The 25,974-nt window shown below is 33.2% G+C and carries 27 protein-coding genes and 1 riboswitch; of the genes, 14 read left to right on the top strand and 13 right to left on the bottom strand.

Translation table 11 applies throughout. The features are described 5' to 3' along the window. Nucleotides 1-25: 25 nt before the first annotated feature. Nucleotides 26-1,084: a hypothetical protein gene (locus tag AST99_RS15740; RefSeq protein ID WP_057783363.1), complete on the bottom strand. Its 1,059-nt coding sequence runs from the start codon at nucleotides 1,082-1,084 to the stop codon at nucleotides 26-28. Nucleotides 1,085-1,094: 10 nt separating this feature from the next. Continuing rightward, nucleotides 1,095-2,927 (bottom strand): TonB-dependent receptor plug domain-containing protein, encoded by a 1,833-nt coding sequence (locus AST99_RS15735; protein WP_057783361.1) that lies wholly within the window; start codon nucleotides 2,925-2,927, stop codon nucleotides 1,095-1,097. A gap of 30 nt (nucleotides 2,928-2,957) precedes the next feature. Beyond that, nucleotides 2,958-3,172: riboswitch (cobalamin riboswitch) on the bottom strand. A 206-nt stretch (nucleotides 3,173-3,378) separates the two neighbouring features. Here AST99_RS15735 and AST99_RS15730 point away from each other — a divergent pair. The 4 genes from AST99_RS15730 (at nucleotide 3,379) to AST99_RS15715 (ending at nucleotide 7,824) form a co-directional block, all read left to right on the top strand. Then, nucleotides 3,379-4,533: an ABC transporter substrate-binding protein gene (locus AST99_RS15730; RefSeq protein WP_057783359.1), complete on the top strand. Its 1,155-nt coding sequence runs from the start codon at nucleotides 3,379-3,381 to the stop codon at nucleotides 4,531-4,533. Beyond that, nucleotides 4,534-5,562 carry a FecCD family ABC transporter permease gene (locus AST99_RS15725; RefSeq protein WP_057783357.1) on the top strand — a complete coding sequence of 343 codons (1,029 nt, stop codon included), beginning with the start codon at nucleotides 4,534-4,536 and terminating at the stop codon, nucleotides 5,560-5,562. It abuts the gene before it with no gap. A 1-nt stretch (nucleotide 5,563) separates the two neighbouring features. Further along, the gene (locus AST99_RS15720; protein WP_057783355.1) at nucleotides 5,564-6,358 is read left to right on the top strand and encodes an ABC transporter ATP-binding protein; all 795 of its coding nucleotides are present in this window, start codon (nucleotides 5,564-5,566) and stop codon (nucleotides 6,356-6,358) included. Nucleotides 6,359-6,432: 74 nt separating this feature from the next. Further along, nucleotides 6,433-7,824, top strand: coding sequence for a DNA recombination protein RmuC (locus AST99_RS15715; RefSeq protein WP_057783353.1), 1,392 nt, complete (start codon nucleotides 6,433-6,435; stop codon nucleotides 7,822-7,824). A gap of 50 nt (nucleotides 7,825-7,874) precedes the next feature. Here the strand turns inward: AST99_RS15715 and AST99_RS15710 are convergent, their stop codons facing one another. The 3 genes from AST99_RS15710 to AST99_RS15700 all read right to left on the bottom strand — a co-directional run bounded on the left by AST99_RS15710 (nucleotide 7,875) and on the right by AST99_RS15700 (nucleotide 10,127). Beyond that, nucleotides 7,875-8,090 (bottom strand): hypothetical protein, encoded by a 216-nt coding sequence (locus AST99_RS15710; RefSeq protein ID WP_057783350.1) that lies wholly within the window; start codon nucleotides 8,088-8,090, stop codon nucleotides 7,875-7,877. Between the two features lie 13 nt (nucleotides 8,091-8,103). Then, entirely contained in the window at nucleotides 8,104-9,447 is a 1,344-nt protein-coding gene (gene purB, locus AST99_RS15705; protein ID WP_057783348.1) for an adenylosuccinate lyase, read from the bottom strand. A 110-nt stretch (nucleotides 9,448-9,557) separates the two neighbouring features. Further along, nucleotides 9,558-10,127, bottom strand: coding sequence for a hypothetical protein (locus tag AST99_RS15700; protein ID WP_057783346.1), 570 nt, complete (start codon nucleotides 10,125-10,127; stop codon nucleotides 9,558-9,560). Between the two features lie 36 nt (nucleotides 10,128-10,163). Between AST99_RS15700 and AST99_RS18630 the strand changes: the two genes are divergently transcribed. Genes AST99_RS18630 through cls form a run of 3 tightly spaced genes read left to right on the top strand, consistent with a single transcriptional unit; the run spans nucleotide 10,164 to nucleotide 13,345 of the window. Beyond that, on the top strand, nucleotides 10,164-10,637 hold the full coding sequence (locus AST99_RS18630) for a heme-binding domain-containing protein (protein ID WP_057783344.1): 474 nt from the start codon (nucleotides 10,164-10,166) through the stop codon (nucleotides 10,635-10,637). A 3-nt stretch (nucleotides 10,638-10,640) separates the two neighbouring features. Continuing rightward, on the top strand, nucleotides 10,641-11,885 hold the full coding sequence (locus AST99_RS15690; protein ID WP_057783343.1) for a glycosyltransferase: 1,245 nt from the start codon (nucleotides 10,641-10,643) through the stop codon (nucleotides 11,883-11,885). A 2-nt stretch (nucleotides 11,886-11,887) separates the two neighbouring features. Further along, complete coding sequence (cls, locus tag AST99_RS15685; RefSeq protein ID WP_057783340.1) at nucleotides 11,888-13,345, top strand: cardiolipin synthase; 1,458 nt, start codon at nucleotides 11,888-11,890, stop codon at nucleotides 13,343-13,345. An 11-nt stretch (nucleotides 13,346-13,356) separates the two neighbouring features. Here the strand turns inward: cls and AST99_RS15680 are convergent, their stop codons facing one another. Next, nucleotides 13,357-14,592, bottom strand: coding sequence for a M48 family metallopeptidase (locus tag AST99_RS15680; RefSeq protein ID WP_057783338.1), 1,236 nt, complete (start codon nucleotides 14,590-14,592; stop codon nucleotides 13,357-13,359). Nucleotides 14,593-14,619: 27 nt separating this feature from the next. After that, on the bottom strand, nucleotides 14,620-15,414 hold the full coding sequence (locus tag AST99_RS15675) for a TrmH family RNA methyltransferase (RefSeq protein WP_057783336.1): 795 nt from the start codon (nucleotides 15,412-15,414) through the stop codon (nucleotides 14,620-14,622). A gap of 85 nt (nucleotides 15,415-15,499) precedes the next feature. Here AST99_RS15675 and AST99_RS15670 point away from each other — a divergent pair, with 85 nt between their 5' ends. Next, nucleotides 15,500-16,306, top strand: a complete 807-nt coding sequence (locus tag AST99_RS15670) for a DUF6503 family protein (protein ID WP_057783334.1) — start codon at nucleotides 15,500-15,502, stop codon at nucleotides 16,304-16,306. Nucleotides 16,307-16,387: 81 nt separating this feature from the next. Here the strand turns inward: AST99_RS15670 and AST99_RS15665 are convergent, their stop codons facing one another. After that, nucleotides 16,388-17,446 (bottom strand): DUF3810 domain-containing protein, encoded by a 1,059-nt coding sequence (locus AST99_RS15665; RefSeq protein WP_057783332.1) that lies wholly within the window; start codon nucleotides 17,444-17,446, stop codon nucleotides 16,388-16,390. A gap of 75 nt (nucleotides 17,447-17,521) precedes the next feature. Here AST99_RS15665 and AST99_RS15660 point away from each other — a divergent pair, with 75 nt between their 5' ends. Further along, nucleotides 17,522-18,982 carry an aminoacyl-histidine dipeptidase gene (locus AST99_RS15660; RefSeq protein WP_057783330.1) on the top strand — a complete coding sequence of 487 codons (1,461 nt, stop codon included), beginning with the start codon at nucleotides 17,522-17,524 and terminating at the stop codon, nucleotides 18,980-18,982. A gap of 72 nt (nucleotides 18,983-19,054) precedes the next feature. Here the strand turns inward: AST99_RS15660 and AST99_RS15655 are convergent, their stop codons facing one another. From AST99_RS15655 to AST99_RS15645, 3 genes are read right to left on the bottom strand one after another with little or no spacing between them, the layout of a single operon-like run. After that, nucleotides 19,055-20,185, bottom strand: a complete 1,131-nt coding sequence (locus tag AST99_RS15655; protein WP_057783328.1) for a peptidylprolyl isomerase — start codon at nucleotides 20,183-20,185, stop codon at nucleotides 19,055-19,057. 10 nt (nucleotides 20,186-20,195) lie between these two features. Then, nucleotides 20,196-20,735: a gliding motility-associated peptidyl-prolyl isomerase GldI gene (gene gldI / locus AST99_RS15650; RefSeq protein ID WP_057783326.1), complete on the bottom strand. Its 540-nt coding sequence runs from the start codon at nucleotides 20,733-20,735 to the stop codon at nucleotides 20,196-20,198. Then, nucleotides 20,732-21,748, bottom strand: coding sequence for a DHH family phosphoesterase (locus AST99_RS15645; protein ID WP_057783324.1), 1,017 nt, complete (start codon nucleotides 21,746-21,748; stop codon nucleotides 20,732-20,734). Before AST99_RS15645 ends, gldI begins: the two co-directional genes overlap by 4 nt. Nucleotides 21,749-21,834: 86 nt before the next feature. Between AST99_RS15645 and AST99_RS15640 the strand changes: the two genes are divergently transcribed. The 5 genes from AST99_RS15640 (at nucleotide 21,835) to AST99_RS15620 (ending at nucleotide 25,229) form a co-directional block, all read left to right on the top strand. Continuing rightward, a complete protein-coding gene (locus AST99_RS15640; RefSeq protein WP_057783322.1) occupies nucleotides 21,835-22,254 on the top strand; it encodes a nucleoside-diphosphate kinase in 420 nt (139 codons plus the stop codon). A 312-nt stretch (nucleotides 22,255-22,566) separates the two neighbouring features. Further along, complete coding sequence (locus AST99_RS18920; RefSeq protein WP_232301636.1) at nucleotides 22,567-22,905, top strand: hypothetical protein; 339 nt, start codon at nucleotides 22,567-22,569, stop codon at nucleotides 22,903-22,905. Continuing rightward, nucleotides 22,902-23,747 (top strand): ABC transporter ATP-binding protein, encoded by an 846-nt coding sequence (locus AST99_RS15630; protein WP_057783318.1) that lies wholly within the window; start codon nucleotides 22,902-22,904, stop codon nucleotides 23,745-23,747. Before AST99_RS18920 ends, AST99_RS15630 begins: the two co-directional genes overlap by 4 nt. A 7-nt stretch (nucleotides 23,748-23,754) precedes the next feature. After that, complete coding sequence (locus tag AST99_RS15625) at nucleotides 23,755-24,585, top strand: ABC transporter permease (protein WP_057783316.1); 831 nt, start codon at nucleotides 23,755-23,757, stop codon at nucleotides 24,583-24,585. Continuing rightward, a complete protein-coding gene (locus AST99_RS15620; RefSeq protein WP_057783314.1) occupies nucleotides 24,582-25,229 on the top strand; it encodes a hypothetical protein in 648 nt (215 codons plus the stop codon). Before AST99_RS15625 ends, AST99_RS15620 begins: the two co-directional genes overlap by 4 nt. Here AST99_RS15620 and AST99_RS15615 read toward each other — a convergent pair. Next, nucleotides 25,224-25,694 carry a hypothetical protein gene (locus AST99_RS15615; RefSeq protein WP_057783312.1) on the bottom strand — a complete coding sequence of 157 codons (471 nt, stop codon included), beginning with the start codon at nucleotides 25,692-25,694 and terminating at the stop codon, nucleotides 25,224-25,226. The two genes, AST99_RS15620 and AST99_RS15615, sit on opposite strands and share 6 nt — an antisense overlap. Continuing rightward, nucleotides 25,695-25,973: a DUF202 domain-containing protein gene (locus tag AST99_RS15610; RefSeq protein WP_057783310.1), complete on the bottom strand. Its 279-nt coding sequence runs from the start codon at nucleotides 25,971-25,973 to the stop codon at nucleotides 25,695-25,697. It lies immediately after the preceding gene. Nucleotide 25,974 lies beyond the last annotated feature (1 nt).

The raw sequence follows: 25,974 nt of genomic DNA, 5'->3' as shown, positions 1-25,974 counted from the left end.
TTTTTTATTAATGACCGATTTGGGATTAGTCATTAAAATAAAAACCGTTTGGAGCAATACCTACTGTATACGTGTTTAATAATGTTCCTGTTAAAGAATACTCGTAAGTTGTTCCTGCAGAAGCAAAATCTCCAGCATCTGCAATATAAATCGTGTCGTCTTCTACAGCAAAACCGTACATCGCACCATAATCTGAAGTAGAAGTATAGGTTAAAACTTCTGAAGGTGTTGTACCGTTAAGATCCATAGCATATACACTTGTAGAATCTGTAAAGTAAAACGTATCGTTTTCTATTGTTAATTGTTGCGGACTTGATACATACGATGATAATTCAATAGTATCTGTAATTGTGTTTGAAGATGTGCTTATCTCATAAATATAAGATGTTCCATCATAATTAGACGTTAATACATAAAGTGCATCATCTTCTTCTGCAATAGAATTAGGTGTGTTTCCTGTGCCTAGGTCAATTACTGTAGTGGTTCCTGTACTTGGATTTAAAACAGTAACTTCATTTCCGCTACCATAATATCCATTAGCGAAATAAATCATGTCATCTTCTTCAATCACTTTGTTTGCATTTTCCATAGCAAATGTTGTTGTAGAATAATCAGATAAATCGATAACCGTAACAAAGTCATCTTCTGCTCCTAAAGTATATCCTGCAGAATTTGTAACATACGCTTTACCATCGGCAATAGCTCCATATCTTGGGTTGTCAAAATTTGTGCTTATTGTGGCTTTGTAAGTTAAGGTATAACGATCTACAACAGTAACTTGATTGGCTGTTCCAGAAATAATGTATGCGTTATCATCATCAAAAAAGATGTTTTGTAAAGCGTTTCCTAGGTCGGCAGCAGTAGGGTTTACTGTCGTGTACACATCATTTTCAAGAACTTTATCTTCTCCAACAAAACTAATACCAGCAGTACCTGCAGAACCAAATTGTCCTTCGTTCAATACTAAATATCCGTTATCGTAATCTCCTGTTGCAATGTCAATATCATCGCTGTCTTCGCTACAAGAGCTAAAAAGTGCTGCACTAGCAAAAGCAATGGCAAAAAATTTGTGTATCTGTTTCATAGTGTAATAATTAAATGTTTATGTTTAAGTTAATTGAAAAATTTCGTCCGGGCATATATCTGTTAGAACCACTTTTATAATTTGTGTTCCAAATATTGTTAAGTTTTCCTCCTAATGTAAAGGTGGTATTAAAGTTGTAATCTATACCTATATTTGAGAGGTGATAATCGTCTATAGAATATCTAGAAAGGTTATCTGTTGTGGTAAACACTTTGCCAACATACAACCATTGGTAGAACGCCGATAAGTTTTTAAAGCTGTAGCCTAAACTAGCTGTCGCTTTATGATAAGGGACATAAGTAAGCTGTTTTTTAGTCTCTTGATTTTCAGAAATGGTATATGCATACGTACTATTAAAACTAAATGTGTGGTCGTTAACCGTTCTGGAATAATTCAAAACACCTTCCAGTCCATAAGTTATTACATGGTCTGTATTGCTAGGTTGCCAAATAGAACCGTTTGGTAACCAGCGAATCATATCGGTAATATCGTTATAATATGCCGTTACAGAAAGTTTAGTATGTTTTAAAGCGAGGTGATTTCCTATTTCTGCCTGATAAGAACTTTCAGGTTTTAAATCGGGATTGCCACTGTCTTCCCAATATAAATCATTAAATGTGGGGATTCTGAAATTTTTAGAACCGTTAACTGTAATAGAATAGAGGGAGCTGACTTGAAATTGAAGCCCTAAGTTGTATAAAAATGGACTGTTATAATTATTTGTGATTTCTTGTCGCAAACCTAATTCATATAAAAACCAAGGTGTTAATTGCTGTTTAAATAAGAGATTAAAGCTGGCAATATTTCTTTCTTCTTGAACAATACTGGAGCCTTCACCTTTATTTTGCGTAGCATCTGCGATAGCATTTATAGTAATGTCTTCTGATGGATTATAGGTAAAATCGTATTTCGCAATAATAGAATTTACTTGTCCGTAACTGTAAATATCTGAAGCTGTATTCGAGAAGTATTTGTATTCTTCCGTTATGTATGCTAGTTTAAACTTAGAGGTTATTTTAGAATAGAACGCATCCCATTCTAATAAGTGTCTTGTATTAAAATCTTTGTATTTAGTTGGTGTTTCGTTGGCATTTATTAAAGAAAAATGACGTTCACCATCATATATATACGAGTAGAACTTGAGTAGGTTATTTTGGTTTAAGCGGTAACTTATATTGGCATTTAAACTGGTATTGTAAAAATCTCCATTTTGATTAGAGTCGTCAGAATCAACATAATCATAATCATTGTCAGAGCTATTTCTACTAATTCCTATATTGGCACTTAAATTATTAACGGTAATGTTACCATTATAATTAAGTTGTAGGGTATTAAAACTTCCATAACTACTTTTTATGGTATTGGTAAAACCTTCGGTGTAATTAAATACATTGTTTAAATGAATACTTCCGCCAATAGCACCGCTACCGTAAATCACACTTCCACCACCACTTCTTACACTAATGGCATTAAAATCTGAGGTGTTTAAGGTGTTAAAATCTGTTTGTCCGTTAAGTTGGGAGTTGATGTTTATACCATTCCAAACTACGGCTGTTTGTTGGGCTGTTGTACCTCTAAAAGCAGGGGAAGACACCATACCTAAACCATTCTCTTTAAAAAATATGGGCGTGTTATAATTTAATAAAGCCGTTAAAGATGGCTGATTTTTAGAAATAACACTATCTGTTAACACTAAAACCGTCTGCGAATTACTAAAAGCCTTCAATTGCGCATCTGCAGTAATGTAAACTTCTTCTAATTTTTGAATAGAATCTGTTTGCGCAACGAGAATCGCAGGGAAACACGTAGCAAATAATAATTGGACGATTAGTTTTTCTTTCATATATCTTAAGACTCTTTGCCCGAAAGTCGATTTAATAAGCAGAATTTGGCAGGTCTCCTGACTTTCGTCTTGTTATTTACCTTCCCAATTTTAAATTAAAATCAGTGGTATAATGAAGTTTTAATAACAAGCATTTTGCAAAGCAAAACTAAGATTACAGTTGCGGGAACAGTTTGAGATTTGCACTCAATTCCCATTTAATCCATCACTAAAAAATGATATGAACCAAAATTCGGATCAAAAATAAGGTTTTTATTATAATTGGAATATAAAACCTACATTTTTGTATTGCAGATTTTGTTTTTTGATAAACAAGCGAGATTAAAAAAATGAACTATTTTATTTTGTCTGAATTTTATATGCTTACATTTGAAGTGTTTTTACTGTTAAATTTCAAACTTTGTATTCGGTATTTAACAGCGGTATTCATGCGTTTTAAAATGATTAGATAATGAAAAATCTTCAGTTAAAGTCTTTATGTTTAGTGTTTTTTGTAATGGTTCTTAGTTGTAAAAACGAGACCAAAACACAACAAGAAGTCGCCGTAAAAAGTGTTGCTTTATCCTTAAAACATGCTAAAGGTTTCTCTGTTAAAACATTTGAAAATTATAAAGTTTTAGAAATTTATAGTCCGTGGCCAAATGCCGATCAGACGTATACATATGCTTTAGTCGATAAAACAAAATCTGAAAACGTTTCGCTAAATTCTGAAGATTTCGACGCTATTATTCCTGTGCCAATAGAGCGTATTGTCGTGACATCTACCACACATTTACCCGGATTGGAGTTATTAGGACAGGAGAAAAAATTAATTGGTTTTCCCGGAACACAATATGTGTCTTCAGAAAAAATAAGAGCTCGAATAGATAATAAAGAGATTCGAGAATTAGGAAAAAATGAAGGTGTAAATACAGAAGTCTTATTAGAATTGCATCCGGAAGTGGTTATTGCCTTTGGTATAGATGGAAATAATAATACTATGGAAACCATTAGGAAAGCAAACATTCCAGTAATTTATAATGGCGATTGGGTAGAAGATTCTCCTTTAGCTAAAGCAGAATGGATCAAGTTTTTTGGAGTTTTATTTCAAGAGGAACACCAAGCAGAAGTAGTGTATAATAAGATAGAAACAGCATATCTGGAAGCTAAAACACTAGCAGAACAAGTTGAACAAAAGCCAAGTGTGTTTAGTGGTGCGATGTATAAAGATGTTTGGTATATGCCAAATGGTACAAGTTCTGAAGCCCAACTACTTAAAGATGCAAACGCTAATTATTTGTGGAAGAATACGAAAGGCGCTGGAAGTCTAGCTTTAAATTTTGAAACGGTTTTTAATAAAGCTAAAGCCGCTAATATCTGGATAAACCCATCTATTTATGGGAGTTATAAAGCATTAGAATCTGCCAATACGCATTATACAAAATTTGATGCTTATAAACAGAAGCAAGTATATAGTATGTCTAACACTAAAGGTGCCACTGGAGGAGTTTTGTATTATGAATTGGGGCAAGCAAGACCCGATTTGGTACTGAAGGATTTAATTAAAATCTGTCATCCAGAATTACTTCAAGATTACGATTTATTCTTTTTCAAAAAATTAAATTAATTGCCAGATCAACAATCATATCATAAAGCGTTCATTACACTTTCGGTGTTGTTACTCTGTTGTTTTATAATCAACATTAGTTTAGGCTCTGTGTCTATTCCATTATATGGTGTTTTTGAAAGTGTATTTGGCACGCCTTCTAACGAATCTTGGGGGTATATTATTCAGAATTACAGATTACCAAAAGCCATAACAGCATTACTTGTTGGGTCTGGATTAGGTATTTCCGGACTGCTTATGCAAACCTTATTCAGAAATCCATTAGCAGGTCCTTTTGTATTAGGAATAAGTTCCGGTGCAAGTTTAGGTGTGGCTTTAGTTGTTTTAGGCTCAGGACTTTTTGGAGGCGCTTTTGCCGTTACCATGACTTCTAAATGGAGTGTGGTAATTGCGGCCAGTTTAGGGAGTTTTCTCGTTTTGTTATCTGTGTTAATTGTATCGTCTAGAGTGCGAGATACTATGGCTATTTTAATTATCGGACTCATGTTTGCGAGTATTACCGGAGCTATAGTTGGGGTTTTATCTTATTTTAGTTCGGCAGAACAATTGCAACGCTATGTGTTTTGGGGCTTTGGGAGTTTAGGAAATTTGTCTTGGCAAGAAGTTGGTGTGTTTGCACTAATTTACAGTGTGGGATTAGTGCTAAGTTTGACATCTATAAAAGCATTAAATACCTTGTTGTTAGGTGATAATTATGCTAAAAGTCTAGGTCTTAATTTAAAACAAAGTCGGCTGTTTATAATTTTAGCGACAAGTTTATTGGCAGGAACTATTACTGCTTTTGCTGGCCCGATTGCATTTATTGGTCTGGCCATTCCGCATTTAACACGTTTGGTTTTTAATACATCTAATCATAAAATATTATTGCCTGCAGTTATTTTATTTGGGAGTGTGATAATGCTAATTTGCGACACTATTGCACAAATTCCGAATAGCGATTATACCTTACCTATAAATGCAATTACATCTTTAGTTGGTGCTCCAATAGTGATTTGGCTATTGGTTAGAAAACGAAATTTAATGTTTTAAGATGAAAGTACATACCAAACATATCATTTTAAAAACGGAAGATTTATCTATTGGATATCGTTCTAAAAAGAACGACCATGTTATTTCTAAGCACATAAATATTACTTTAGGAAAAGGAGAATTGATTGGTTTAGTTGGCGGAAATGGGATTGGAAAATCGACCATGTTACGTACTCTAACTAACACCCAAATGGCTTTAAGTGGACATGTGTTTATAAATGATAAAGACGTATCTACTTATGATGCTTTAGCATTAGCTCAAGTGTTAAGTATCGTGTTTACAGAAAAACTGACTTCGAAAAATTTATCTGTATTCGAGTTAGTTGCTTTAGGACGACAGCCGTACACCAATTGGATTGGAACCTTATCTGAAATAGATTTACAGAAAGTGAATCATGCGCTGGAGCTTACAAATATAACATCTTTGAAACATAAGAAATGTTTTGAATTGAGTGACGGACAACTTCAAAAAGTCATGATTTCTCGTGCACTAGCGCAAGACACTGACTTAATTATTTTAGACGAGCCCACCACGCATCTCGATATGTATCATAAGGCTTATACTTTAAAATTGCTTAAAAAATTAGCAAAAGAAACGGGTAAAACCATCCTGTTTTCGTCACACGAAATCGATCTGGCCATTCAACTTTGTGATAATATGATTGTAATGATGCCAGAACATGTGGTGTCAGATTCACCATGTAATCTCATTCAGCAAGGTGTGTTTAGCACTTTATTTCCTGATGATTTGATTCAGTTTGATGCGGAAACGGGGAGTTTTCGTGTGAATAAATAGGATTAAATCTTCAAGGTTCCTCATATTTCCTTCGTTCAAAAACCACTATATTTGATTCATTTCAATATAATTTCATGAACGACAACATTATTCTCATTTTAGCCATAATAATTGCAGCTCTAATAGGTGCTTATTTAGGTATGCTATTTAATAAATTAAAAAGTAAAGGTGAAAAAAGTACTTTGCTTGAACGTAATACAAACTTGCAACAACAACTTTCTGATGTAAAGCAGCAGTGGCAAGCTGAAACTGAAAAACAACAGCAACTGTTTGACAATAAAATAACTGAATTAAAAGATATAATCTCAAAAATAGAACAGCAGCGTGAAGAGATTAGACGCGAAAAAGATTTTTTAAACACTGAATTAACGCGAAGAAATTCTGAGTTTGAAAATTTGCAGCATCAAAATGTACAACGCGAAAAAGATGTAGTAAAGCAGCAAGAGCAATTGCGTAAAGATTTTGAATTATTAGCTAATAGAATTTTAGAAGAAAAATCTGAAAAGTTTACACTTCAGAATAAAGAAAACATCAAAAGTATTTTACATCCGCTTCAAGAAAAAATTCAAGGATTTGAGAAAAAAGTAGACGATTCTCAAAAGGAGAGTATTAGTATGCATTCAGCCTTAAAAGAGCAATTGCTAGGCTTGAAAGATTTAAATCAACAAATGACTAAAGAAACGTCCAATTTAACGCGTGCCTTAAAAGGGGATAGCAAAATGCAAGGTAATTGGGGCGAATTGGTTTTAGAACGTGTACTAGAAAAATCAGGTTTAGAGAAAGATAGAGAGTATTTTGTTCAGCAAAATTTTACACGTACAGATGGCACACGTGTGTTGCCGGATGTGGTGTTACATCTTCCTGATGGTAAGAAAATGATTATAGATTCTAAAGTATCTTTAACCGATTATGAACGCTATGTAAATGCCAACGACGATGTGGAGAGAGCTACAGTCTTAAAAGCACATGTAAATTCTATTCGTAGACATGTGGAGCAACTGTCGGCTAAAAATTATCAAGACCTTTACGATATAGAATCTCCAGATTTTGTCTTGATGTTTATTCCTATAGAACCTGCTTTTGCAATTGCTTTACATGAAGATAATGCGTTGTATAATAAAGCTTTTGAAAAGAATATTGTTATAGTAACGCCAACCACTTTACTGGCAACTTTGCGTACCATAGACAGTATGTGGAATAATGAAAAGCAACAACGTAATGCGTTAGAAATAGCTAAACTAGCGGGTTCACTTTATGATAAATTTGAGGGGTTAATTAAAGATCTTACTGGTGTAGGAAAAAAAATAGACGATGCCAAGAAAGATTATGCGGCAGCTATGAATAAATTAGTAGATGGTCGTGGTAATTTGGTAACAAGTGTAGAGAAATTGAAGAAAATGGGAGCGAAGGCAAAAAAGGCCTTACCAGAATCTATAGTAAATCGGGCGTTAGAAGAAAATGAATAAAAAAAAGCAGTCTATTACAGACTGCTTTTTTTGTGAATTATATATTGTGTTTAATACATTTCAAAATCCTCTTCTGTGGTTTCAGGCTTTTCGTATTCATCGACTTGTATTTTATCATGTGTAAATAAATTTACAACTACCAGAAGGAATCCCAACAGTAATAGTGTAACGACAACAAAATTGTCTAATAAATCTAAAATCCCTGTAATAGAGAATCCTAGTGCAACTAGTACACAGAGTATAAAGGAGGTTTTATCTGAAAGCATATCGTTGTTAATATTATATTCCGGTGTAATTACTTGGCGTAATCTCTTTTAATTCAGCTTTAATGTCATCAGAAACTTCTAACGTATCAATAAAGTTAGAAATAGATAATTGATTAATTTTTTCGTTAGTACGCGTTAACCCTTTTAACGCTTCATAAGGGTTTGGATACCCTTCACGACGTAAAATGGTTTGAATAGCTTCTGCAACTACAGGCCAATTGTTTTCTAAATCTAAAGCAAATTTATCTTTGTTTAAAAGTAATTTGTTTAATCCTTTTAATGTCGATTCAAATCCTATTAATGTATGTCCGAAAGGTACACCAACATTTCTTAATACAGTACTATCTGTAAGATCACGTTGTAATCTTGAGATAGGTAATTTTCCAGCAAGGTATTCAAATACAGCATTGGCCATACCTAAATTTCCTTCACTATTTTCAAAATCGATAGGATTAACTTTATGTGGCATAGCAGAACTTCCTACTTCTCCTGCTTTAATACGTTGTTTAAAATAATCCATGGACACATACGTCCACACATCGCGATCTAAATCGATTATAATGTTATTTATGCGTTTTACGTTATCAAATAACGCAGCCATATGGTCGTAATGTTCTATTTGAGTAGTAGGGAAAGAATGGTGTAATCCTAAAATATCTTGTACGAAACGATTTCCAAATTGTTTCCAATCAATAGACTTATAAGCGACATTATGGGCATTGTAATTTCCTGTAGCACCACCAAATTTAGCAGCATGAGGAATGCCTTCTAATAATTTAAATTGCTCATTTAATCTGACAACAAAAACGTCTATTTCTTTACCTAAACGTGTTGGAGACGCTGGTTGTCCGTGTGTTCTAGCTAACATTGGGACATCGCTCCATTCTTGGACTAAACTTTCTAACTTTTCTTTTAAAGCTAAAAATTTAGGAATGTACACCTCGTGTAAAGCTTCTTTAATACTTAACGGAATAGCGGTGTTATTAATATCTTGAGACGTTAATCCGAAATGGATAAACTCTTTAAATTCTGAAATATTTAAAGCATCAAATTTTTCTTTAATAAAGTATTCAACAGCCTTAACATCGTGGTTGGTAACACTTTCAATTTTTTTAATAGCCAAAGCATCTTCTGTAGAAAATGTTTTGTAAATCTCGCGTAAATCGCCAAAAAGGGCGCTGTTAAACGCTTTAAGTTGTGGTAAAGGAATTTCGCAAAGTGCAATAAAGTATTCAATTTCTACTTGAACTCTATATTTAATTAAAGCTTCTTCAGAAAAATAAGGAGCTAAATCACTTGTTTTACTTCTATAGCGACCATCAATAGGTGAGATTGCATTAAGTGTTGATATTGACATGTGTTGTGGTTTTTTTTAAAGCCGCTAATATAAGCATTTCGTTCCCTTTTTTTGATGATATTATAAAAGGTTTTTATTAAATATTTATAAGCTAAGTCCCTATAGGTATTTTATTTTTTAGTACGTATTTGTTTTAAAATTTGCTTCGCTCTGGCTTTATATCCGGAACTTTGCATGTGGAAATCCTGTTCTAAAATTTGTGCCAATTCAGGATGAATCCAATCAAATTCTAAACCTAAAAGATAGAGCGTTTGCATACTATACGCTTTTGGTGCTATTTTTTCATCGTTTATCATATAGTCAAAGCACACAGAAATTATACGCTCTTTATGTATTGTTTTTAAAGCAGTTCTTAGTGTTGTGTTTTTAGTATCGTGATTAGCCTTAGCTAAATACTCGCAAATTTTGGCTACCGGACGCACCGCAGAATCTAGATAAACCGTGTGCATGTGTAATGTAAACCTATCTATGTGCGGGAGTAAGGCTTCTAAATTTTCGCCACACATAAATTCTAAAATCCATGCGGCTTTACAAGATAATTTATCGTCGGTTTTAAATAAAAGATCTAAAACACTAGGTATTAACTTAGGTTCTGCTAAAAGCATATGTGCAAAATACAACCGCTTTTCTCGGGAGTGATTTACGGTATTTAATTGTTCGTAAAGTTGCGTTGTAGTCACTTAAATGTTATACTTTTAATTCATAAATTTAAAGAAATGAAAAGTCTTAAGAAAATATTGATGTTACTTTTGGTTGTTTTTGTAATTGCTCAATTTTTTGGGCCTGAACAAAATACGGGAGATTTGGTATCTGTACAACCTTTTCTTGAAGAGACCAATCCGCGAGAACGTGTTGCAACTATTTTAGAAGAAGGTTGTTACGATTGCCATAGTAGTTATACCCGTTATCCTTGGTACAATAAAATTACACCTGTAAATTATTGGATGGCAGAACATGTTAATGATGGTAAAAAACATTTAGATTTTAGTAAATGGAATAGCTATTCTATTAAGAAAAAAGACCATAAATTTGAAGAGTTAATAGAGCTGGTTGAAGCAAAAGAAATGCCTTTAGAATCGTATACACTAATACATACGAATGCTAAACTTTCAGATGCAGACATTGTCTCTGTTAAAGAATGGGCAGAACATGTCCGAATTAAATTTACTTTAATGCCCCAGCCAGAATAATTTATGAAACATGTTTTAATTATTGGTTTTGTATGGCCCGAGCCAAAATCGTCTGCTGCAGGAAGCAGAATGTTACAGCTTATTAATACCTTCCAATTACAAAACTACCACATTACATTTTCTAGCCCGAGTAGTAAATCTAATCAAGCTTCAGATTTAAAATCCTTAGATATAGAGGAACAAGTAATTGCTTTAAACGATTCAAGTTTCGACGATTTTATCACCAAATTACAGCCGGATATTGTAATTTTTGATCGGTTTATGATGGAAGAACAATTTGGTTGGCGTGTCACCGCATGTTGCCCAAATGCTCTAAAAATTCTAGATACCGAAGATTTACATGCTTTAAGAAAAGGAAGACAACAAGCGTATAAAGATCAGGTCGAGTTTAATGACACCTATTTATTTAATGATGTTGCTAAAAGAGAAATAGCGAGTATTTATAGGTGTGACATTAGCCTTATGATCTCGGAAGTTGAAATTGAATTGTTGACTCAGAAATTTAATGTGCCATCAAATTTATTGCTTTATGTGCCGTTTATGTTAGATGGTAGTTTAGAAGCGCATCAAAATAAATTACCTGCTTTTAATGAACGTCAACATATTGTAACTATTGGTAATTTTTTACATGAGCCAAATTACCAGTCGGTTTTATATTTAAAGCAAACACTTTGGCCATTAATTAAAGCTCAATTACCAAACGCAGAATTACATATTTACGGGGCTTATGCTTCACAAAAAGTCACTCAATTGCATCAACCTAAAGATCGTTTTTTTATAAAAGGCTTTGCCGAGGACGTGAATGCGGTTATGCAGCAGGCAAAAATCTGTATAGCTCCATTAGTTTTTGGAGCTGGTTTAAAAGGGAAATTGGTAGATGCTATGGCGAATGGTACGCCTTGTGCCATGTCTTCTATAGCAGCAGAAGGTATGTTTGGAGCTATGATACCTAATGGTTTTATAGAAGATGATCCTGACATATTTGTTGAGAATATAGTAGACTTATATCAAAATGAGGCCTATTGGAATGAAAAACAACAATTAGGATATCAAGTTTTAAATTTGCGTTTTAATAAGTTGTACTTTCAGCAACAGTTTATAGATCGTATAAAAGCGGTTACAAGTACATTAGCAGCACATCGTTTATATAATTTTACAGGTAGTATGTTGCAACATCACAGCATGCAAAGCACAAAATTTATGTCGCGTTGGATTGAAGAAAAAAACAAACACATTAGCAATATATAGGTATGGATTGGCTTTTTATTTTTCAGATTGTATATTTAATAATAGTTGGAATAGTGTGTTTACGCGTGATTTATGATACCAATCATATCACCAAGACATTGTCCTATTTGTTGGTGGTTATCTTTATTCCTTTTATAGGAATTATATTTTATTTTTCTTTCGGTGTAAACTATAGAAATAGTAGAATTTACAGTAAAAAATTGTTTAGTAATATTGAGTTTGAGCGAAAATTAGAACTTCAACTTCAGCATTACGCAAAACAAATTATTAAAAACAAAGGATCGCTTTTAGAGTCTAATAAAAAGTTAATCCGTTTGTTATTCAAAGATATTTCTAGTCCGTTAACCAATAAAAATGAAGTCGATTTATTAATCAATGGCGAAACGAAATTCCCAGAAGTATTTAAAGCTATTGAAGCCGCAAAACATCATATTCACATTGAATATTATGTATTTACAGAAGATGTTGTGGGGCGGAAAATAGAAGAGCTTTTAATTAAAAAAGCCAAAGAAGGGGTTACTGTTAAGTTTATGTACGACGATTACGGGAGCAGTTCTATTCGTAAAAGTTTAGTGTATCGCTTACGTGAAGCTGGTATTGAAGCCTATCCGTTTTATAAAATTAAACTGATTTATTTGGCCAACCGAATGAATTATAGAAACCACAGAAAAATTATTGTTATAGATGGTCGTATTGGTTTTGTTGGTGGAATAAATGTGAGTGACACCTATACTAATGCTATTAAAACTAAACCTTTTCCGTTTTGGAGAGATACCCATTTAAAAATTCATGGTCCAGCAGTATGGTATTTACAATATCTGTTTTTATGCGATTGGAATTTTTGTGCCGATTGTAGTTTAGAACCTGAAGGTAATTTTTTTCCAGATTTAGATTCTTTTGAAACACAAGGCAATGTGGCCATACAAATTGCTGCTAGCGGTCCAGATTCCGAAACGCCAACTATTTTGTATTCTTTATTACAAGCTATAAGTCTAGCAGAAGAACAAATATTAATAACTACGCCTTATTTTGTGCCAAACGAAAGTATTATGGATGCGCTATGTATTGCAGCTATGAGTGGAGTTAGTGTGAAATTATTGGTGCCAAAAGTTTCAGATTCTAATGTTGTGAATGCAGCAGCAAGTTCGTATTACGAAGAATTGTTAAAATCTGGAGTCCAAATCTATCGCTATACCAAAGGTTTTATTCATTCTAAAACGATGGCTATAGACGATGAAATAGCCATTGTTGGATCTGCAAATATGGATATGCGAAGCTTCGATTTAAATTTTGAAGTGAATGCTATTATTTACGATAAAGGTGTAAATAAAAAACTTCAAGATGCTTTTGAAGACGATTTAAACGATGCCGAAGAAATAGATTTAGAACGTTGGTTAGACCGTTCATGGTATCATGAATTGCTTGAAAAATTAGCTCGATTATTATCGCCTTTACTTTAAATGTTCAGTATTTAGCGACGTTTTAAATTCTGAATTCTACTAAATAAAGTTGGGTGAGAGTAGTGCATAAACACGTAAGCAGGATGTGGTGTTAAATTACTTAAACTCGTTTTAGATAGTTTTTTAAGTGATGTTATTAAGTCTTTAGCATTATAAGTCGCTTTAGCATAATCGTCTGCTTGGTATTCAAATTTACGCGAGAACACATTCATTATTAAACTCGTAATTTCGCTTATAGGACTGTATAATAACCCGAATGCAATTAAGCCTACATGAAAACTAGGTGTGTCTACACCGATAGCTTGAGATAATAAAGGATTTGAGATGAATAAAGATAAGATAAATAAGGTTAAACCTGTAAGTAAAATAGAAGCGACCAAGTTAAACACAATATGTTTCTTTTTATAATGTCCCACCTCGTGAGCTAATACTGCAACAATTTCATCTTCACTTAAATCGTTAATTAAAGTATCGTAAAGGGTGACACGTTTTTCGCTTCCAAACCCAGAAAAATACGCATTGGCTTTGGTACTGCGTTTAGAGCCATCAATAACAAAAATGTTATCCAATTTAAAGCCAACCGTTTTAGCGTAATCAGATATTTTTTCTCGCAAACTTCCGTTTTCTAAAGGCGTTTGTTTATTAAATAAAGGCACAATTAATTTGGCATAAAACATGTTTAGAAACAAGCTAAATACGGCTACTAAGGCCCAAGCATACAACCAAAAGTGTTTGCCTGCAATGTCATAAAACCAGATAATTAAAGCTAGAATTCCGCCACCAATTAGAGCTAACATCAGCCAACCTTTTATTTTATCGATTAAAAATGTGGTTTTTGTAGTTTTATTAAACCCGAATTGTTCTTCAATTACAAAAGTTTGGTAGTAGGCAAAAGGCGTGGTTAAAATATCACTTCCCATCATTATTATTCCAAAAAATATAATGGCAATTACAATGGCATTATCACTCAGGCTTCTCGCAAAATTATCTACAAATTCAAACCCATCTAAAAATAAAAACGCTAACGTTAAAACTAATGAAAACCCAGAGGTGATGAGTCCAAACTTATAATTAGTCGCTTTATAACGTTGCGATTTTTTATACTCTTCAGTATCGTAAACATCTTGTAATTCTGCAGGTAATGCATCATTAAAATGTTTTGCATTTAAGGCGTCTAGAATTTTATCGACTATAAAATCAATAAGAATCAAGGCAATTATAATATAGAAAAGCGTAGTTGCTGTCATAAATAAGGGGATAGGAGTTTAATGGTATTAAGCGAATTGACGCTGACGCTTGGCTTCGAAAACTAAAATACCTGCGGCCACAGATACATTCATGGAATCTATTTCGCCTTGCATAGGAATAATAATATTTTGTGTTGCATGATCTCGCCATGCTGTACTTAAACCAGTTGCTTCGGTACCAACAACCAAAGCTGTAGCCGTTGTAAAATCTTGTGTATGGTACGGTTTAGAAGCTTGTAAAGCGGCACAAAATATATGAATGTCTTTCGATTTTAAAAATGAAATTATATCTGTTGTACTTCCAGAAGCCACCTGATTTGTAAATACACAACCCACGCTAGAACGGATAATATTAGGATTGTATAAGTCGGTTTTAGGGTTTGCAATAATAAACGCATCAATATTTGCTGCATCTGCAGTTCTTAACAAGGCTCCAATATTACCTGGTTTTTCGGGAGCTTCAGCAATTAAAATTAACGGGTTAGGTTTATCGAAAGTCAAATCTGTTAAGTCTAAAGTTTTCGACTTAGCCACAGCTATAACACCTTCGGTAGTGTCTCGATATGCTAATTTCTGATATACATCTTTAGAAACTTGAATAATTTCTGTTTGAGAAGTAGTTAACGTTTCAATTTGGTTAACTTCAATAAAATCGTTGCAAAATAAAAGGGTATCAATAGTGTAATGTCCTTTTAATGCCAGTGTAATTTCACGCTGCCCTTCGATTAAAAATAATCCCGATTTCTTACGGTCTCGAGATTTCTCTTTGAGCTGTACTAACTGTTTAATATAACTATTTTGGGTGCTTGTAATGTCTTTCATAACCTAAAAAAAACAAAAGTAAATGTTTTCCATGTAATTAATGCCTTTTGAATTCGTCAAAGACAATAAATCATTATAAACACTTATGAAAAACACCTTACTACTTTTATTTATTGTTGCCTTTGCATCTTGTAAGCAAGCATCAGAAAAAGAAAACACAACCCCAATGCCTGCAGAAGAAGTTGAAGCTCCAAAACAGGTTATGGAAAAATCTTATCCAGAACAGATCTCTAAAGTATTTGAAGCTCATGGCGGTTTAGAAACTTGGAATGCGATGCATACATTGGCATTTACCATGGAGAAACCAAACGGCGCAGAAGTGACTACTACAGATTTAAAAAGTAGAAAAGCACATATAGATATGCCTAACCACGTTTTAGGATTTGATGGTAAAGCGGTGTGGTTACAAGCTAAAGATACAACAGCTTATAAAGGAAAGCCTAAGTTGTATTATAATTTAATGTTTTATTTCTATGCGATGCCTTTCGTATTATCAGATGATGGGATTACCTATACAGATGTAGCACCCTTAGTATATGAAGGTGTAGAATATCCAGGTATTCAGATTTCTTACGGAGCAGGAGTGGGAGAGTCTCCAGAAGACGAATATATTTTATATTACAATCCAGGAACGTACCAAATGGCATGGTTGGCTTATACCATGACTTATTTTACTAAAGAGAAAAGTAAAAAATTCAACTATATAAAGTATGCAAATTGGCAAGATGTAAATGGTGTAAAATTACCAAAATCTATACAGTGGTTTAATGTTGTAGAAGGAAAACCTGTAGACATGAGAAATGAAGTTGTATTTTCTGATGTCAGTCTTTCTAAAGCTAAACAAGAGGCTTCGTTTTATGAAACCCCTGAGAGTGCTGAAGTTGTAGAATAATACTTTACAGATTTAATTTTATATTGATAAATGTTAACAAAGTCCCTGATATGGAGTTGTTAACATTTGTTGTTTTACAAGTTATTCATTAAAATAGTTTACTAATAGTGCAACCACATAACTGTAACTTTCCATGCCTTTAGCCTGATTATTGGCTTTTAAATACGAGTTGTAACTCATTTTAAAAAGGGGCTCTAGAGGGTTTTGATAGCTTTCCCAAAACAAGCGAGTTTCTTCGTAATTCTTTAAGACACCAACATGTACTTTTTTAATAATAATCTCGTATTGTTCGGGATTACGACGGTAAATTTCATTTAAACAATGGCGTAAGCCAAAGGCATAACCAGAGTATTTCATGTAAATATCGTCGTTATTTATGGTGGCTAAACAACCAATAAAATTAGCTTCGTTTTCTGCAGCATAGCCTAATTGATGAGCCATTTCGTGTGCAGATGTAGTTGGGAATTTATAACTCGGAATTAAATAATCTACTTGGGCTTCGTTAGTTAATGGGTTTAAATATCCACTAAAGCCCATGTATGTTAATGGGACACTAAATAACGATTTTTTAATGCTTTGCGGATGATATTTTAAATGCGGATATTGAGCCTCAAGATTTTTGTAACCCGCTTCAGAACGTTTCATGATTTCCGATTTGCTATAAGGCATTTCTACTTTTAACGTATCATTTTTAGTAATTTCTAACTGTAGTGTATTGGTTTTTTCAATTAATAAATCTGTCACAGTTAGTAATTGTTCCGTAGTATAATCGGCCTCTAAATTTAAATTGACATGAAGCGGTAAACGGTAATAGTTCATCCCCCAAAACATATGGAATGCAAAATAAATTAAAGTTACAGCAGATAAAATGTCAATAAGCCAAAACTGAGTATCTGTATAAATACGTTTTCTGTTTACAATAATCCATCTCACAAGGTAAACCACTCCAAGAGCATAAACCAAATCGCCAAAAGAGAACGGAATCCAGCCTAAACCATAGCGTAAGATTTTAGAAAGATATGGATATATTCCATTACTGTAATACTGTTCTATAATTTCAGGATAATTCGAGAAGAATTTCACAAGGAAATACACAGGAATTAGAGAAAAAGCAAGATAAGATTTTGGGTTTTTATACATGCTTCAAAAATAAGTAAATGTTTGTAATAGGTGGGCGCTAATATGTACCTTTGTGTAACATTATAAAACGAAATTATGAATTCAGAAATAAGAGCACTAGAACCCAAAGCCCTTTGGAACAAATTTGCAGATTTAAATGCGGTACCTAGAGCGTCTAAAAAAGAAGAGCAAGTCATTGCTTTTATGAAAGATTTTGGAACGTCTTTAGGCTTAGAAACGATAGAAGATGAAGTAGGAAATGTTATTATTAAGAAACCTGCAAGTGCAGGAATGGAAGATCGAGCACCAATAGTTATGCAATCCCATTTAGATATGGTGCATCAAAAAAATAACGATACGGTTTTCGATTTTGCAACTCAAGGTATTGAGATGTTAGTAGATGGAGATTGGGTGCGTGCTAACGGAACAACATTAGGAGCAGATAATGGTTTGGGTGTGGCTACAATTATGACCATTTTAGAAAGTGATGAGATTGCACATCCGCCACTTGAAGCCTTATTTACAATAGATGAAGAAACTGGAATGACGGGCGCTCAAGGTTTAAAAGGAGGTGTGTTAGAAGGTAACATTCTTTTAAATTTAGATACGGAAGAAGATGATGAAATTGGAGTAGGTTGTGCTGGAGGAATAGATGTTACAGCAACTAGAACGTACGAAGAGGAAGAAACACCTGAATTTAAATTAGGATATAAAATTACGGTTAACGGTTTACAAGGTGGACATTCAGGGATGCAAATTCATGAAGGTTTAGGAAACTCGAATAAGATTTTAAACCGTTTATTATTTGATGGTTTTGAAAATTTCGGATTGCGTATCTCTGAAATTGATGGTGGAAGTTTACGTAACGCCATTCCTCGTGAGAGTTTTGCTATTGTAGCTATTGATGCCATACATGAAGCAGCTTTTGAATTAGAAATGAAACTACAGACAGCAAACATTCAAGAGGAGTTAAAAACCATGGAACCAGATTTAAAAGTGACTGTTGAAGATGTTGCGTTACCAGAAAAAATCATGGATTTAGGTGTGCAAGAAGGCTTTACTCGTGCTTTATATGCAGCGCATAACGGGGTATTCCGTATGAGTGCAGATATTCCAGAATTGGTTGAAACCTCTAATAATATTGCGCGTGTAATTGTAAAAGACGGTCATATAAAAGTTGGATGTTTAACACGCTCTTCTGTAGAAAGTTCTAAATGGGATTTAGCCAATACCTTACGTGCTACATTTGAATTAACAGGGTGTGAAGTTGCTTGTACTGGAGATTATCCAGGTTGGGCACCAAATATGGAGTCGTCTATTTTAAAAGTATTAGATAGTACTTACGAAAAATTACATGGTGAAAAGGCTCACGTTGCTGCCTGTCATGCAGGATTAGAATGTGGAATTATTGGATCTAATTATCCAGAGATGGAAATGATTAGTTTTGGACCGACTATTAAAGGAGCACACTCTCCAGACGAACGTGCTAGTATTTCATCAACTCAGAAATATTGGAAATTTGTTCTTGAAATTTTAAAAGAGATTCCTAAAAAATAGGACTCACTTTAATATAAAAAAGCCGCTATAATTAGCGGCTTTTTTATGTCTAGATGTAAAATATATTGATTATTATTCAGCAATTCCAACAATTTCTAAATCGAAAATTAAGTTTGAATTTGGTGCAATTACTGGTGGTGCACCTCTTTCTCCATATGCTAAAGCAGCAGGAATATAGGCTCTAATTTTATCTCCTACATTCATGTTTAACATGGCTTCTCTAAATCCAGGAATTAAACCAGCAGTTTCATTATAAATCATAGGGAATGGTTTGTAACCACCTTGTTGGTCTCTTTGCGGATTATAGACTCCAAATTCTTTAGCAACTTCAACATAATTAGAATCAAATAAAGAACCATCTTCTAAATAACCTGCATAGTTAATAAGTACTTTGTCTGTAGATTCTGGTTTCACACCGTCTCCTTCAGATATAACTGAAATTCCTAAACCTGTAGGAAGTGTTTTCATGTTTGCTTTAAGAGCATTGTCTTGTTCTAAAAATGCAGCTTTAGCCTCATTTGTTTTTTTCTCGGCCTCTTCTTTTTTGCGTTCAATCTCAGCAAAACTATTTAAGAATACAGCATTCGCGTCAAACTTTTTAGCCACAGAACCTTTTCTAATAATGTTTATTGTTTCAATAACCACATCTTCTAAAGGCTTGTCTCTTGCATTTTTTTCTACATTAGAAATAGAATCTTGTACATCAAGACCTAATACTAATTCTCCGAACACACTGTGTCTGTTGTCTAAATTTGGTGTAGGAATTTCTGTAATAAAAAACTGACTTCCGTTAGATCCAGGTCCAGCATTTGCCATAGATAATATACCTGGCTTATCGTGCTTTAAAGAATCTACAAATTCATCTTGAAATTTATAACCTGGTCCGCCAGATCCTGTTCCAGTTGGATCTCCACCTTGAATCATGAAACCATCTATAACACGATGAAAAATAATACCGTCATAGAATTTTTTTCCTTTGTATATGCTGTCTACCATTGTATTTGTTCCTTCTGCAAGCGATACAAAATTGGCAACCGTAACTGGCGTTTTTTCGAATTCTAGGTTAGCTACCATAGTTCCTTTGTTAGTAATGATTTCAGCATACATTCCGTCTTCTAAATCAGGATATTTTTCGTTACATGCTGTAAAACTTACCATAAGGGCAAGTAAAAAGAATTTAAATGATTGTTTTAATAATGTCATTTGTGTGAAATTAATTTTCGATTATTGAATGAATAGTTACTTTACAAATCAGTGGTGTGTTTGTAGTAATTTTATTTTGATCTCCATAATAGCCATATGCTATTGCCGATGGGAATAAGAATGTTGCTGTTTCTCCAGCTTTCATTAATTTAAGTCCTTCACGCAATCCGGTAAACAATTCCTGTTTATCCATGATATAGGTGTCTGGTTTTGTTTCGGCATACGTATAAACCACATCTCCGTTTATGGTTTTAACGTTGTAATCGAAATTTACAACATCTCCAAAATCTGGTTTAGGTATAGAATCCGATTCTACTTTAGTATTAAAGGTATACCAAAATCCGTTCTGAGAAGTTAAATAATCTTGATTGGTATCGGCATCCATAATGTCTTGAAAACGCGATTTTTCGTTTTCGTATAGTTTAATGTTTCGTGCTACAGATTCATCTATATACGAACCACTTTTTACAGATATTGGTCGTCTGGCTTCTGGGGACTTACAGCTTAGTATACTGAAAATTACCAAACAACATAAACCTAGTTTTTTCATGAGGTTAGTTCATTTTTATGGTTTGGTAATATACTAATAAATTTTTCAATGGTTTCATTTAAACTTAAATCACTTTTTCCTCCAGCGGCATTGGTGTGTCCGCCACCTTCAAAATACTGTCTAGAGAATTCATTTACAGAAAAATTGCCTTTAGATCTTAGTGATATTTTAATAATATTATCTTGTCTGTGTTCAATAAAAATAGCCGCAAAAATGATATTATTTAAAGATAGACCGTAGTTTACAAAGCCTTCAGTATCTCCTTTTTTAAAGTCGAATTGATTTAATTCGTCTTGAGATAACGTAATATATGCCGTTCTTAATTCTGGAATAACTTTTAAATTACTTAAGGCGCAACCTAAAAGTTGAAGCTTTTCGTAACTATTTGTGTCGTAAATATTATTGTGAATTTGTGCGTTATTAGCACCAACTTCAATAAGTTTACCTATAATGTAATGGGTTTTACTCGTAGTAGAAGGAAACCTAAATGAACCGGTATCTGTCATTATTCCAGTATATAAACAAGTCGCTATATCTGCAGTAATTTTACTGTCGTCTCCCAACATTTCAATAAATCGGTATACCATTTCGCAGGTAGAACTCATAGTAACATCAGAAAATACATAAGTCGCATAATCGTCTGGTTGTTGGTGGTGGTCTATCATGAGTTTAATTGCTTCACTTTTAGCAATCATATCGCCCATGTGTCCCACACGGTGTAAAGCATTAAAATCTAATGTAAAAATAAGATCTGCGTCTTGTAATAATGTATTGCAACGTTCTGTTTCAGAATCGTATTTTAAAACAGTATCGTCTCCAGGTAACCATTTTAGAAAGTCAGGATAATCGTTAGGAGACATAACTAAAGCATTGTGATTATTAGCTTTTAAATAATGATATAAGGCTAGGGTAGATCCCATAGCATCTCCATCTGGATTTTTATGTGGAACAATAATAATCTGTTTTGGAATGCTTAAAAGCGCTTGTATTTGGTTGATTTCTGCTGTTGTCATAAGAGGCGAAGATACAATTTTTTAATGTGTGTTTATATTGTATTTCCTAAGAAATGCATTACTTTTGAAGCAAATTTATAAAACAAATGGCAACAAATAGAACATTTACAATGCTTAAGCCAGATGCGGTTGAAAACGGACACATTGGCGCAATTTTAGAAAAAATCAACGCTTCAGGATTTAGAATCGTTGCATTAAAATTAACGCAAATGACTACGGCTGATGCTCAAGCATTTTATGCAATACATAATGAAAGACCTTTCTTTAATGATTTAGTAGAATTCATGACACGTGGACCAATCGTTGCTGCAATTTTAGAAAAAGAAAATGCAGTTGAAGATTTTAGAACACTTATTGGAGCAACTAATCCAGCAGAAGCTGCAGAAGGAACAATACGTAAATTGTTTGCTGCATCTATAGGAGAAAATGCTGTACACGGAAGTGATAGTGATGAGAATGCTGCTATTGAAGGCGCTTTTCATTTCTCTGGAAGAGAGATGTTTTAGATTTAAAACTTTTCAATATATTTTAAAGCCTGTAATTTTTTTACAGGCTTTTTGTATTTAAAAGGGGTTAAAATTTGAATTACTTAAAGATTTCTTTATTTTGGTGTAATGGAAAGGCAACGTTTACCAAAACAACCTAATTCAATTATTTCTTACTTAAGGGTGGGTAGACTGTTGTACTATTCTCTTTTCCTTTTTTTGTTAGAATCTTGGATATATTGGGTGCAATTAAAAGCATCTTTTTTACACTCTAATTTATGGATTCAAGCTTTTTGGATTTGGTGTTTTCTCTTTTCTTTTGTCCATATTTTTTTGGTATTAATGGATGGTTGGTCGCGTTACCAGAATTATAAACGCGCTAAAGATCAGTTTTTTGAGTACGGATTTAGAAAGCGTATTGCTGCGAATTACATCATTTCAAAATGTCAACGCGAAGCCGCAATAGTTGCAGCAAGCGAATTAGGATTAGAAGAAAAGGTTAGTCGTTATTACGAACATTGTGGTGTAAAGTGGTATCACTATGTACCGTATTTTATGGTGAAGGATCCGTTTTTTTTATTTCGAAAAACATTTTGGTCTCGTACCTTTTTAGAAGGTAATTATACACCTAAATTCAATTATAAAAAACTTCAACTCGAGTTAGCTTCATGATAGTTTCTGCTATAGATTTAAGCAAATCATACGGTAAATTACAGGTTTTAAATTCGGTAAATTTACAGTGTAAAGCCGGAGAAATTTGTGGTGTTTTGGGTGCCAACGGAGCAGGAAAGACTACGCTGTTTAAAATAATTTTAGGATTAATACAGCCTGACTCTGGTGCGGTAGTTTTACATGCTCAAGGTGTAAAGCCTATTGGAGGCATTATAGAAAAACCTGCACTGTACGAGTATTTAAATGCAGCAGAAAATTTAAAACTATTCAGTAAAATTCAAGGTTTAAAAATAACTTCAGAAACAATTGAAGAGAAACTTAACCAAGTTGGATTAGCAACTGATAGAACAGATCTTGTAAAGCATTATTCTATGGGAATGAAACAACGGTTAGGAATTGCTATCGCATTACTAAATCATCCGAAATGTCTGGTTTTAGACGAGCCTTTTTCAGGATTAGATCCTTTAGGAATTACAGCTTTACGCAAGCTAATTATAGATTTAGCGGAACAAGAACAGCTCGCTATTTTAATTTCCTCGCATATTATAGATCAATTAAGTAAAATTTGTAATACAATGTATGTTATGAGCAAAGGCAAAATTATAAAATCGGGTTTAGCTCAAGACATTATTTTAGAAAACACAACGAGCTTTAGTTTTAGTGCTCCAAATATTAAATCGTCTAAAGCTTTAAAAGCTTATGATGTGTTGTTTAAAGGTGAAATTGCACAGGTTGCTATTTCAACAAACGAAGTTCCAAAATTAATTCAAGAATTGTCTGAAGAACACATTTATATAACTTCTTGTGTGCCGGAATTAGATATGGATAAATTATTTCAATAACCAGAGGATGCGCGCATTAATTTATTCAGAATTTTATAAACTCTTTAAGCAAAGTAAAACGTATTATGCTTTGGCGGCGCTATTTATTATTGAAGGTGTCGTGTTAATAAGTGCTTATTTTCAGGGGACAAATATTATTGATATTCTTTTAGATAACTTAAAACAGACATTCTATTTTGAAGGGACCTTGTTAAACGGAAATCTTTTAGTGTACCTGATATTAAATACGTTGTGGTTTCACTTACCATTAATATTAATGATTATTGTGTCTGGTATACTAACATCAGAATATAAAGACAGGACAGTCCAAGCTGTTATGTTACAACCCATAAGTAAATGGAAATTTATAAGCAGTAAATATATTGTAGCCATAGTGTTTACAATTGCTGTTGTGTTTTTTGTAGCACTTTCTGCATTTGTATTATCGTACGGTATATTTGGTAAAGGCGATTTAATCGTGTATTTAAATGCTTTAAATTTCTTTGAACACACAGATGCATTTAAGCGTTTAATATGGGCTTTTATGTCTGGAACATGCTCTATGGTATTTTTTTCTGTTTCGAGTTTAACCATAGCCGTGTTTTTTAAAGAAGCGACCAAAACATGGATTGTGTCTGCGTTTTTCTTAATACTGTCTAATATACTTCTAAAAGTAGATTTTGGTATCCATTGGTTTAATCGGTTATTTTTTGCCAAATTAAACGATACTTGGCAATATTTTTTTTATACGACTATTCATTGGAAAACCATATTAGAAAACACATTATTTTTAAGTGTTTATATTGTATTAATAATGTGGCTTGGTATTTATGTGTTTAATAAAAAAGATATCGGATGATTAAAATTTTACTTGCGTTTTTTTGTATGTCGGCTGTTTTTGCTCAAGAGGTAGATGCCGATTTATTGGCTGTTAAAGCACGTATGGATCGTGTGGAACATTTTACGGTAGACATACAGTTAGATGTAGATATTAGTTTTATTAATATGCCTACCAAGCAAGCTAAAATGATTTATAATAAAGGTAAGCATACACAATTCTCTTCATCAGATTTTGTAATGATTCCTAAACGTGGTTTAGATTTTTCTTTACAGCAATTGTTTGAATATCCGTTTATAACGGTTGATCGGGGAGAAGAACAACGCAATGGTGTAACTTATAAAGCTATAAATGTTATCCCGACAGATAAGCGAGCAGATTTTTCTATCGCAACCCTATTAATTGATACGAAACATCTTAGAATTGCCGAATCTGAAATTTTTACAAAGAAACATGGTGCTTATGTTTTGGTGTTTCAATACGAAAATGAGGCATCTTTATTACCCGAACTGGTAGCTGTGAATTTTGAAATGGAACGTATTAAAATACCGCTTAATTATATGGGGAAAGATATAGATGTAGATAAAAAGCAAATGAAAACAGATGGTGTTAAAACAGGTAAAATCACATTAAAAATGTCTAATTATAGCATAGAAATGTTATAATTTATCGAGTTCTAACTGATAATCATACTGTAAATCTTCGTGAAGCGTAGCAATGCTTTTTTTAATACTGTCTATAGTTCTGTTATATAAATTAACTAGCGTAACATTCTTTTGTATTGAAGGTTTAAAGGTTTTTAATTCTGAACAGAAAAATAATAACAATTCGACTTCTGTTTCCTTTTTACCAGAATATCTGGCGTAAGTTTTAATTTGTCTTAGAATTTTACGCACACTCTTTTTTATATAATGATAACTGTTGGTGTTTATGGTTTTAAACTGTTCAGACATTTCAATTTTTATCTGATTGATGTATTCAGACTCATTATAAGACTCGACTAATAAATAGGTGAGGAGCTCTTTATTTTCTTTTTTAAATTTAGATAAGCGTAAACATATTTCTATTAGTTCTGCTTGCGTTTGCTCTTGTAATTCCGTTTTAAGTTGTCGTACTGTAGCTGCTTTCATTTAAACGTTATAATGCTCTCGTATAATATTTCGTACTCTAATTAATCTGTAAATACCGATGGCTAAAATAATTGGAGCCATAATTAATAAAACAATTCCAAACCATTCCATTTGTACAAACATATGCATTTTAATAATGGTAAGTCCCGTTCCTAGAAACACCATAAAGGTTCTAAAATAAGCTAAGAATGTACGTTCGTTTGCAAGTTTGGTGCGTTCTATCGCTAACCAATCTCTTGTTATTAATGCAGGAGGTGTGATAGCTTCTTCTTTATCCATA

The organism is Formosa algae (assembly GCF_001439665.1).
GTDB lineage: Bacteria > Bacteroidota > Bacteroidia > Flavobacteriales > Flavobacteriaceae > Formosa > Formosa algae.
Note: the sequence above shows the minus strand (reverse complement) of the source record. Positions and strands in the feature narration are given on the sequence as shown.

Bases quoted from the DNA above. Each gene is read 5' to 3' on its own strand.
- cls (WP_057783340.1), top strand. From the start codon at position 11,888: ATGGATTGGCTTTTTATTTTTCAGATTGTATATTTAATAATAGTTGGA.
- AST99_RS15660 (WP_057783330.1), top strand. From the start codon at position 17,522: ATGAATTCAGAAATAAGAGCACTAGAACCCAAAGCCCTTTGGAACAAA.
- AST99_RS18630 (WP_057783344.1), top strand. From the start codon at position 10,164: ATGAAAAGTCTTAAGAAAATATTGATGTTACTTTTGGTTGTTTTTGTA.
- AST99_RS15640 (WP_057783322.1), top strand. From the start codon at position 21,835: ATGGCAACAAATAGAACATTTACAATGCTTAAGCCAGATGCGGTTGAA.
- AST99_RS15655 (WP_057783328.1), bottom strand. From the start codon at position 20,185: ATGACATTATTAAAACAATCATTTAAATTCTTTTTACTTGCCCTTATG.
- AST99_RS15730 (WP_057783359.1), top strand. From the start codon at position 3,379: ATGAAAAATCTTCAGTTAAAGTCTTTATGTTTAGTGTTTTTTGTAATG.
- AST99_RS15675 (WP_057783336.1), bottom strand. From the start codon at position 15,414: ATGAAAGACATTACAAGCACCCAAAATAGTTATATTAAACAGTTAGTA.
- AST99_RS15610 (WP_057783310.1), bottom strand. From the start codon at position 25,973: ATGGATAAAGAAGAAGCTATCACACCTCCTGCATTAATAACAAGAGAT.
- AST99_RS15735 (WP_057783361.1), bottom strand. From the start codon at position 2,927: ATGAAAGAAAAACTAATCGTCCAATTATTATTTGCTACGTGTTTCCCT.
- AST99_RS15625 (WP_057783316.1), top strand. From the start codon at position 23,755: ATGCGCGCATTAATTTATTCAGAATTTTATAAACTCTTTAAGCAAAGT.
- AST99_RS15630 (WP_057783318.1), top strand. From the start codon at position 22,902: ATGATAGTTTCTGCTATAGATTTAAGCAAATCATACGGTAAATTACAG.
- AST99_RS15710 (WP_057783350.1), bottom strand. From the start codon at position 8,090: ATGCTTTCAGATAAAACCTCCTTTATACTCTGTGTACTAGTTGCACTA.
- AST99_RS15715 (WP_057783353.1), top strand. From the start codon at position 6,433: ATGAACGACAACATTATTCTCATTTTAGCCATAATAATTGCAGCTCTA.
- AST99_RS15680 (WP_057783338.1), bottom strand. From the start codon at position 14,592: ATGACAGCAACTACGCTTTTCTATATTATAATTGCCTTGATTCTTATT.
- AST99_RS15670 (WP_057783334.1), top strand. From the start codon at position 15,500: ATGAAAAACACCTTACTACTTTTATTTATTGTTGCCTTTGCATCTTGT.
- AST99_RS15720 (WP_057783355.1), top strand. From the start codon at position 5,564: ATGAAAGTACATACCAAACATATCATTTTAAAAACGGAAGATTTATCT.
- AST99_RS15620 (WP_057783314.1), top strand. From the start codon at position 24,582: ATGATTAAAATTTTACTTGCGTTTTTTTGTATGTCGGCTGTTTTTGCT.
- gldI (WP_057783326.1), bottom strand. From the start codon at position 20,735: ATGAAAAAACTAGGTTTATGTTGTTTGGTAATTTTCAGTATACTAAGC.
- AST99_RS15740 (WP_057783363.1), bottom strand. From the start codon at position 1,084: ATGAAACAGATACACAAATTTTTTGCCATTGCTTTTGCTAGTGCAGCA.
- AST99_RS15645 (WP_057783324.1), bottom strand. From the start codon at position 21,748: ATGACAACAGCAGAAATCAACCAAATACAAGCGCTTTTAAGCATTCCA.
- purB (WP_057783348.1), bottom strand. From the start codon at position 9,447: ATGTCAATATCAACACTTAATGCAATCTCACCTATTGATGGTCGCTAT.
- AST99_RS15690 (WP_057783343.1), top strand. From the start codon at position 10,641: ATGAAACATGTTTTAATTATTGGTTTTGTATGGCCCGAGCCAAAATCG.
- AST99_RS15665 (WP_057783332.1), bottom strand. From the start codon at position 17,446: ATGTATAAAAACCCAAAATCTTATCTTGCTTTTTCTCTAATTCCTGTG.
- AST99_RS15615 (WP_057783312.1), bottom strand. From the start codon at position 25,694: ATGAAAGCAGCTACAGTACGACAACTTAAAACGGAATTACAAGAGCAA.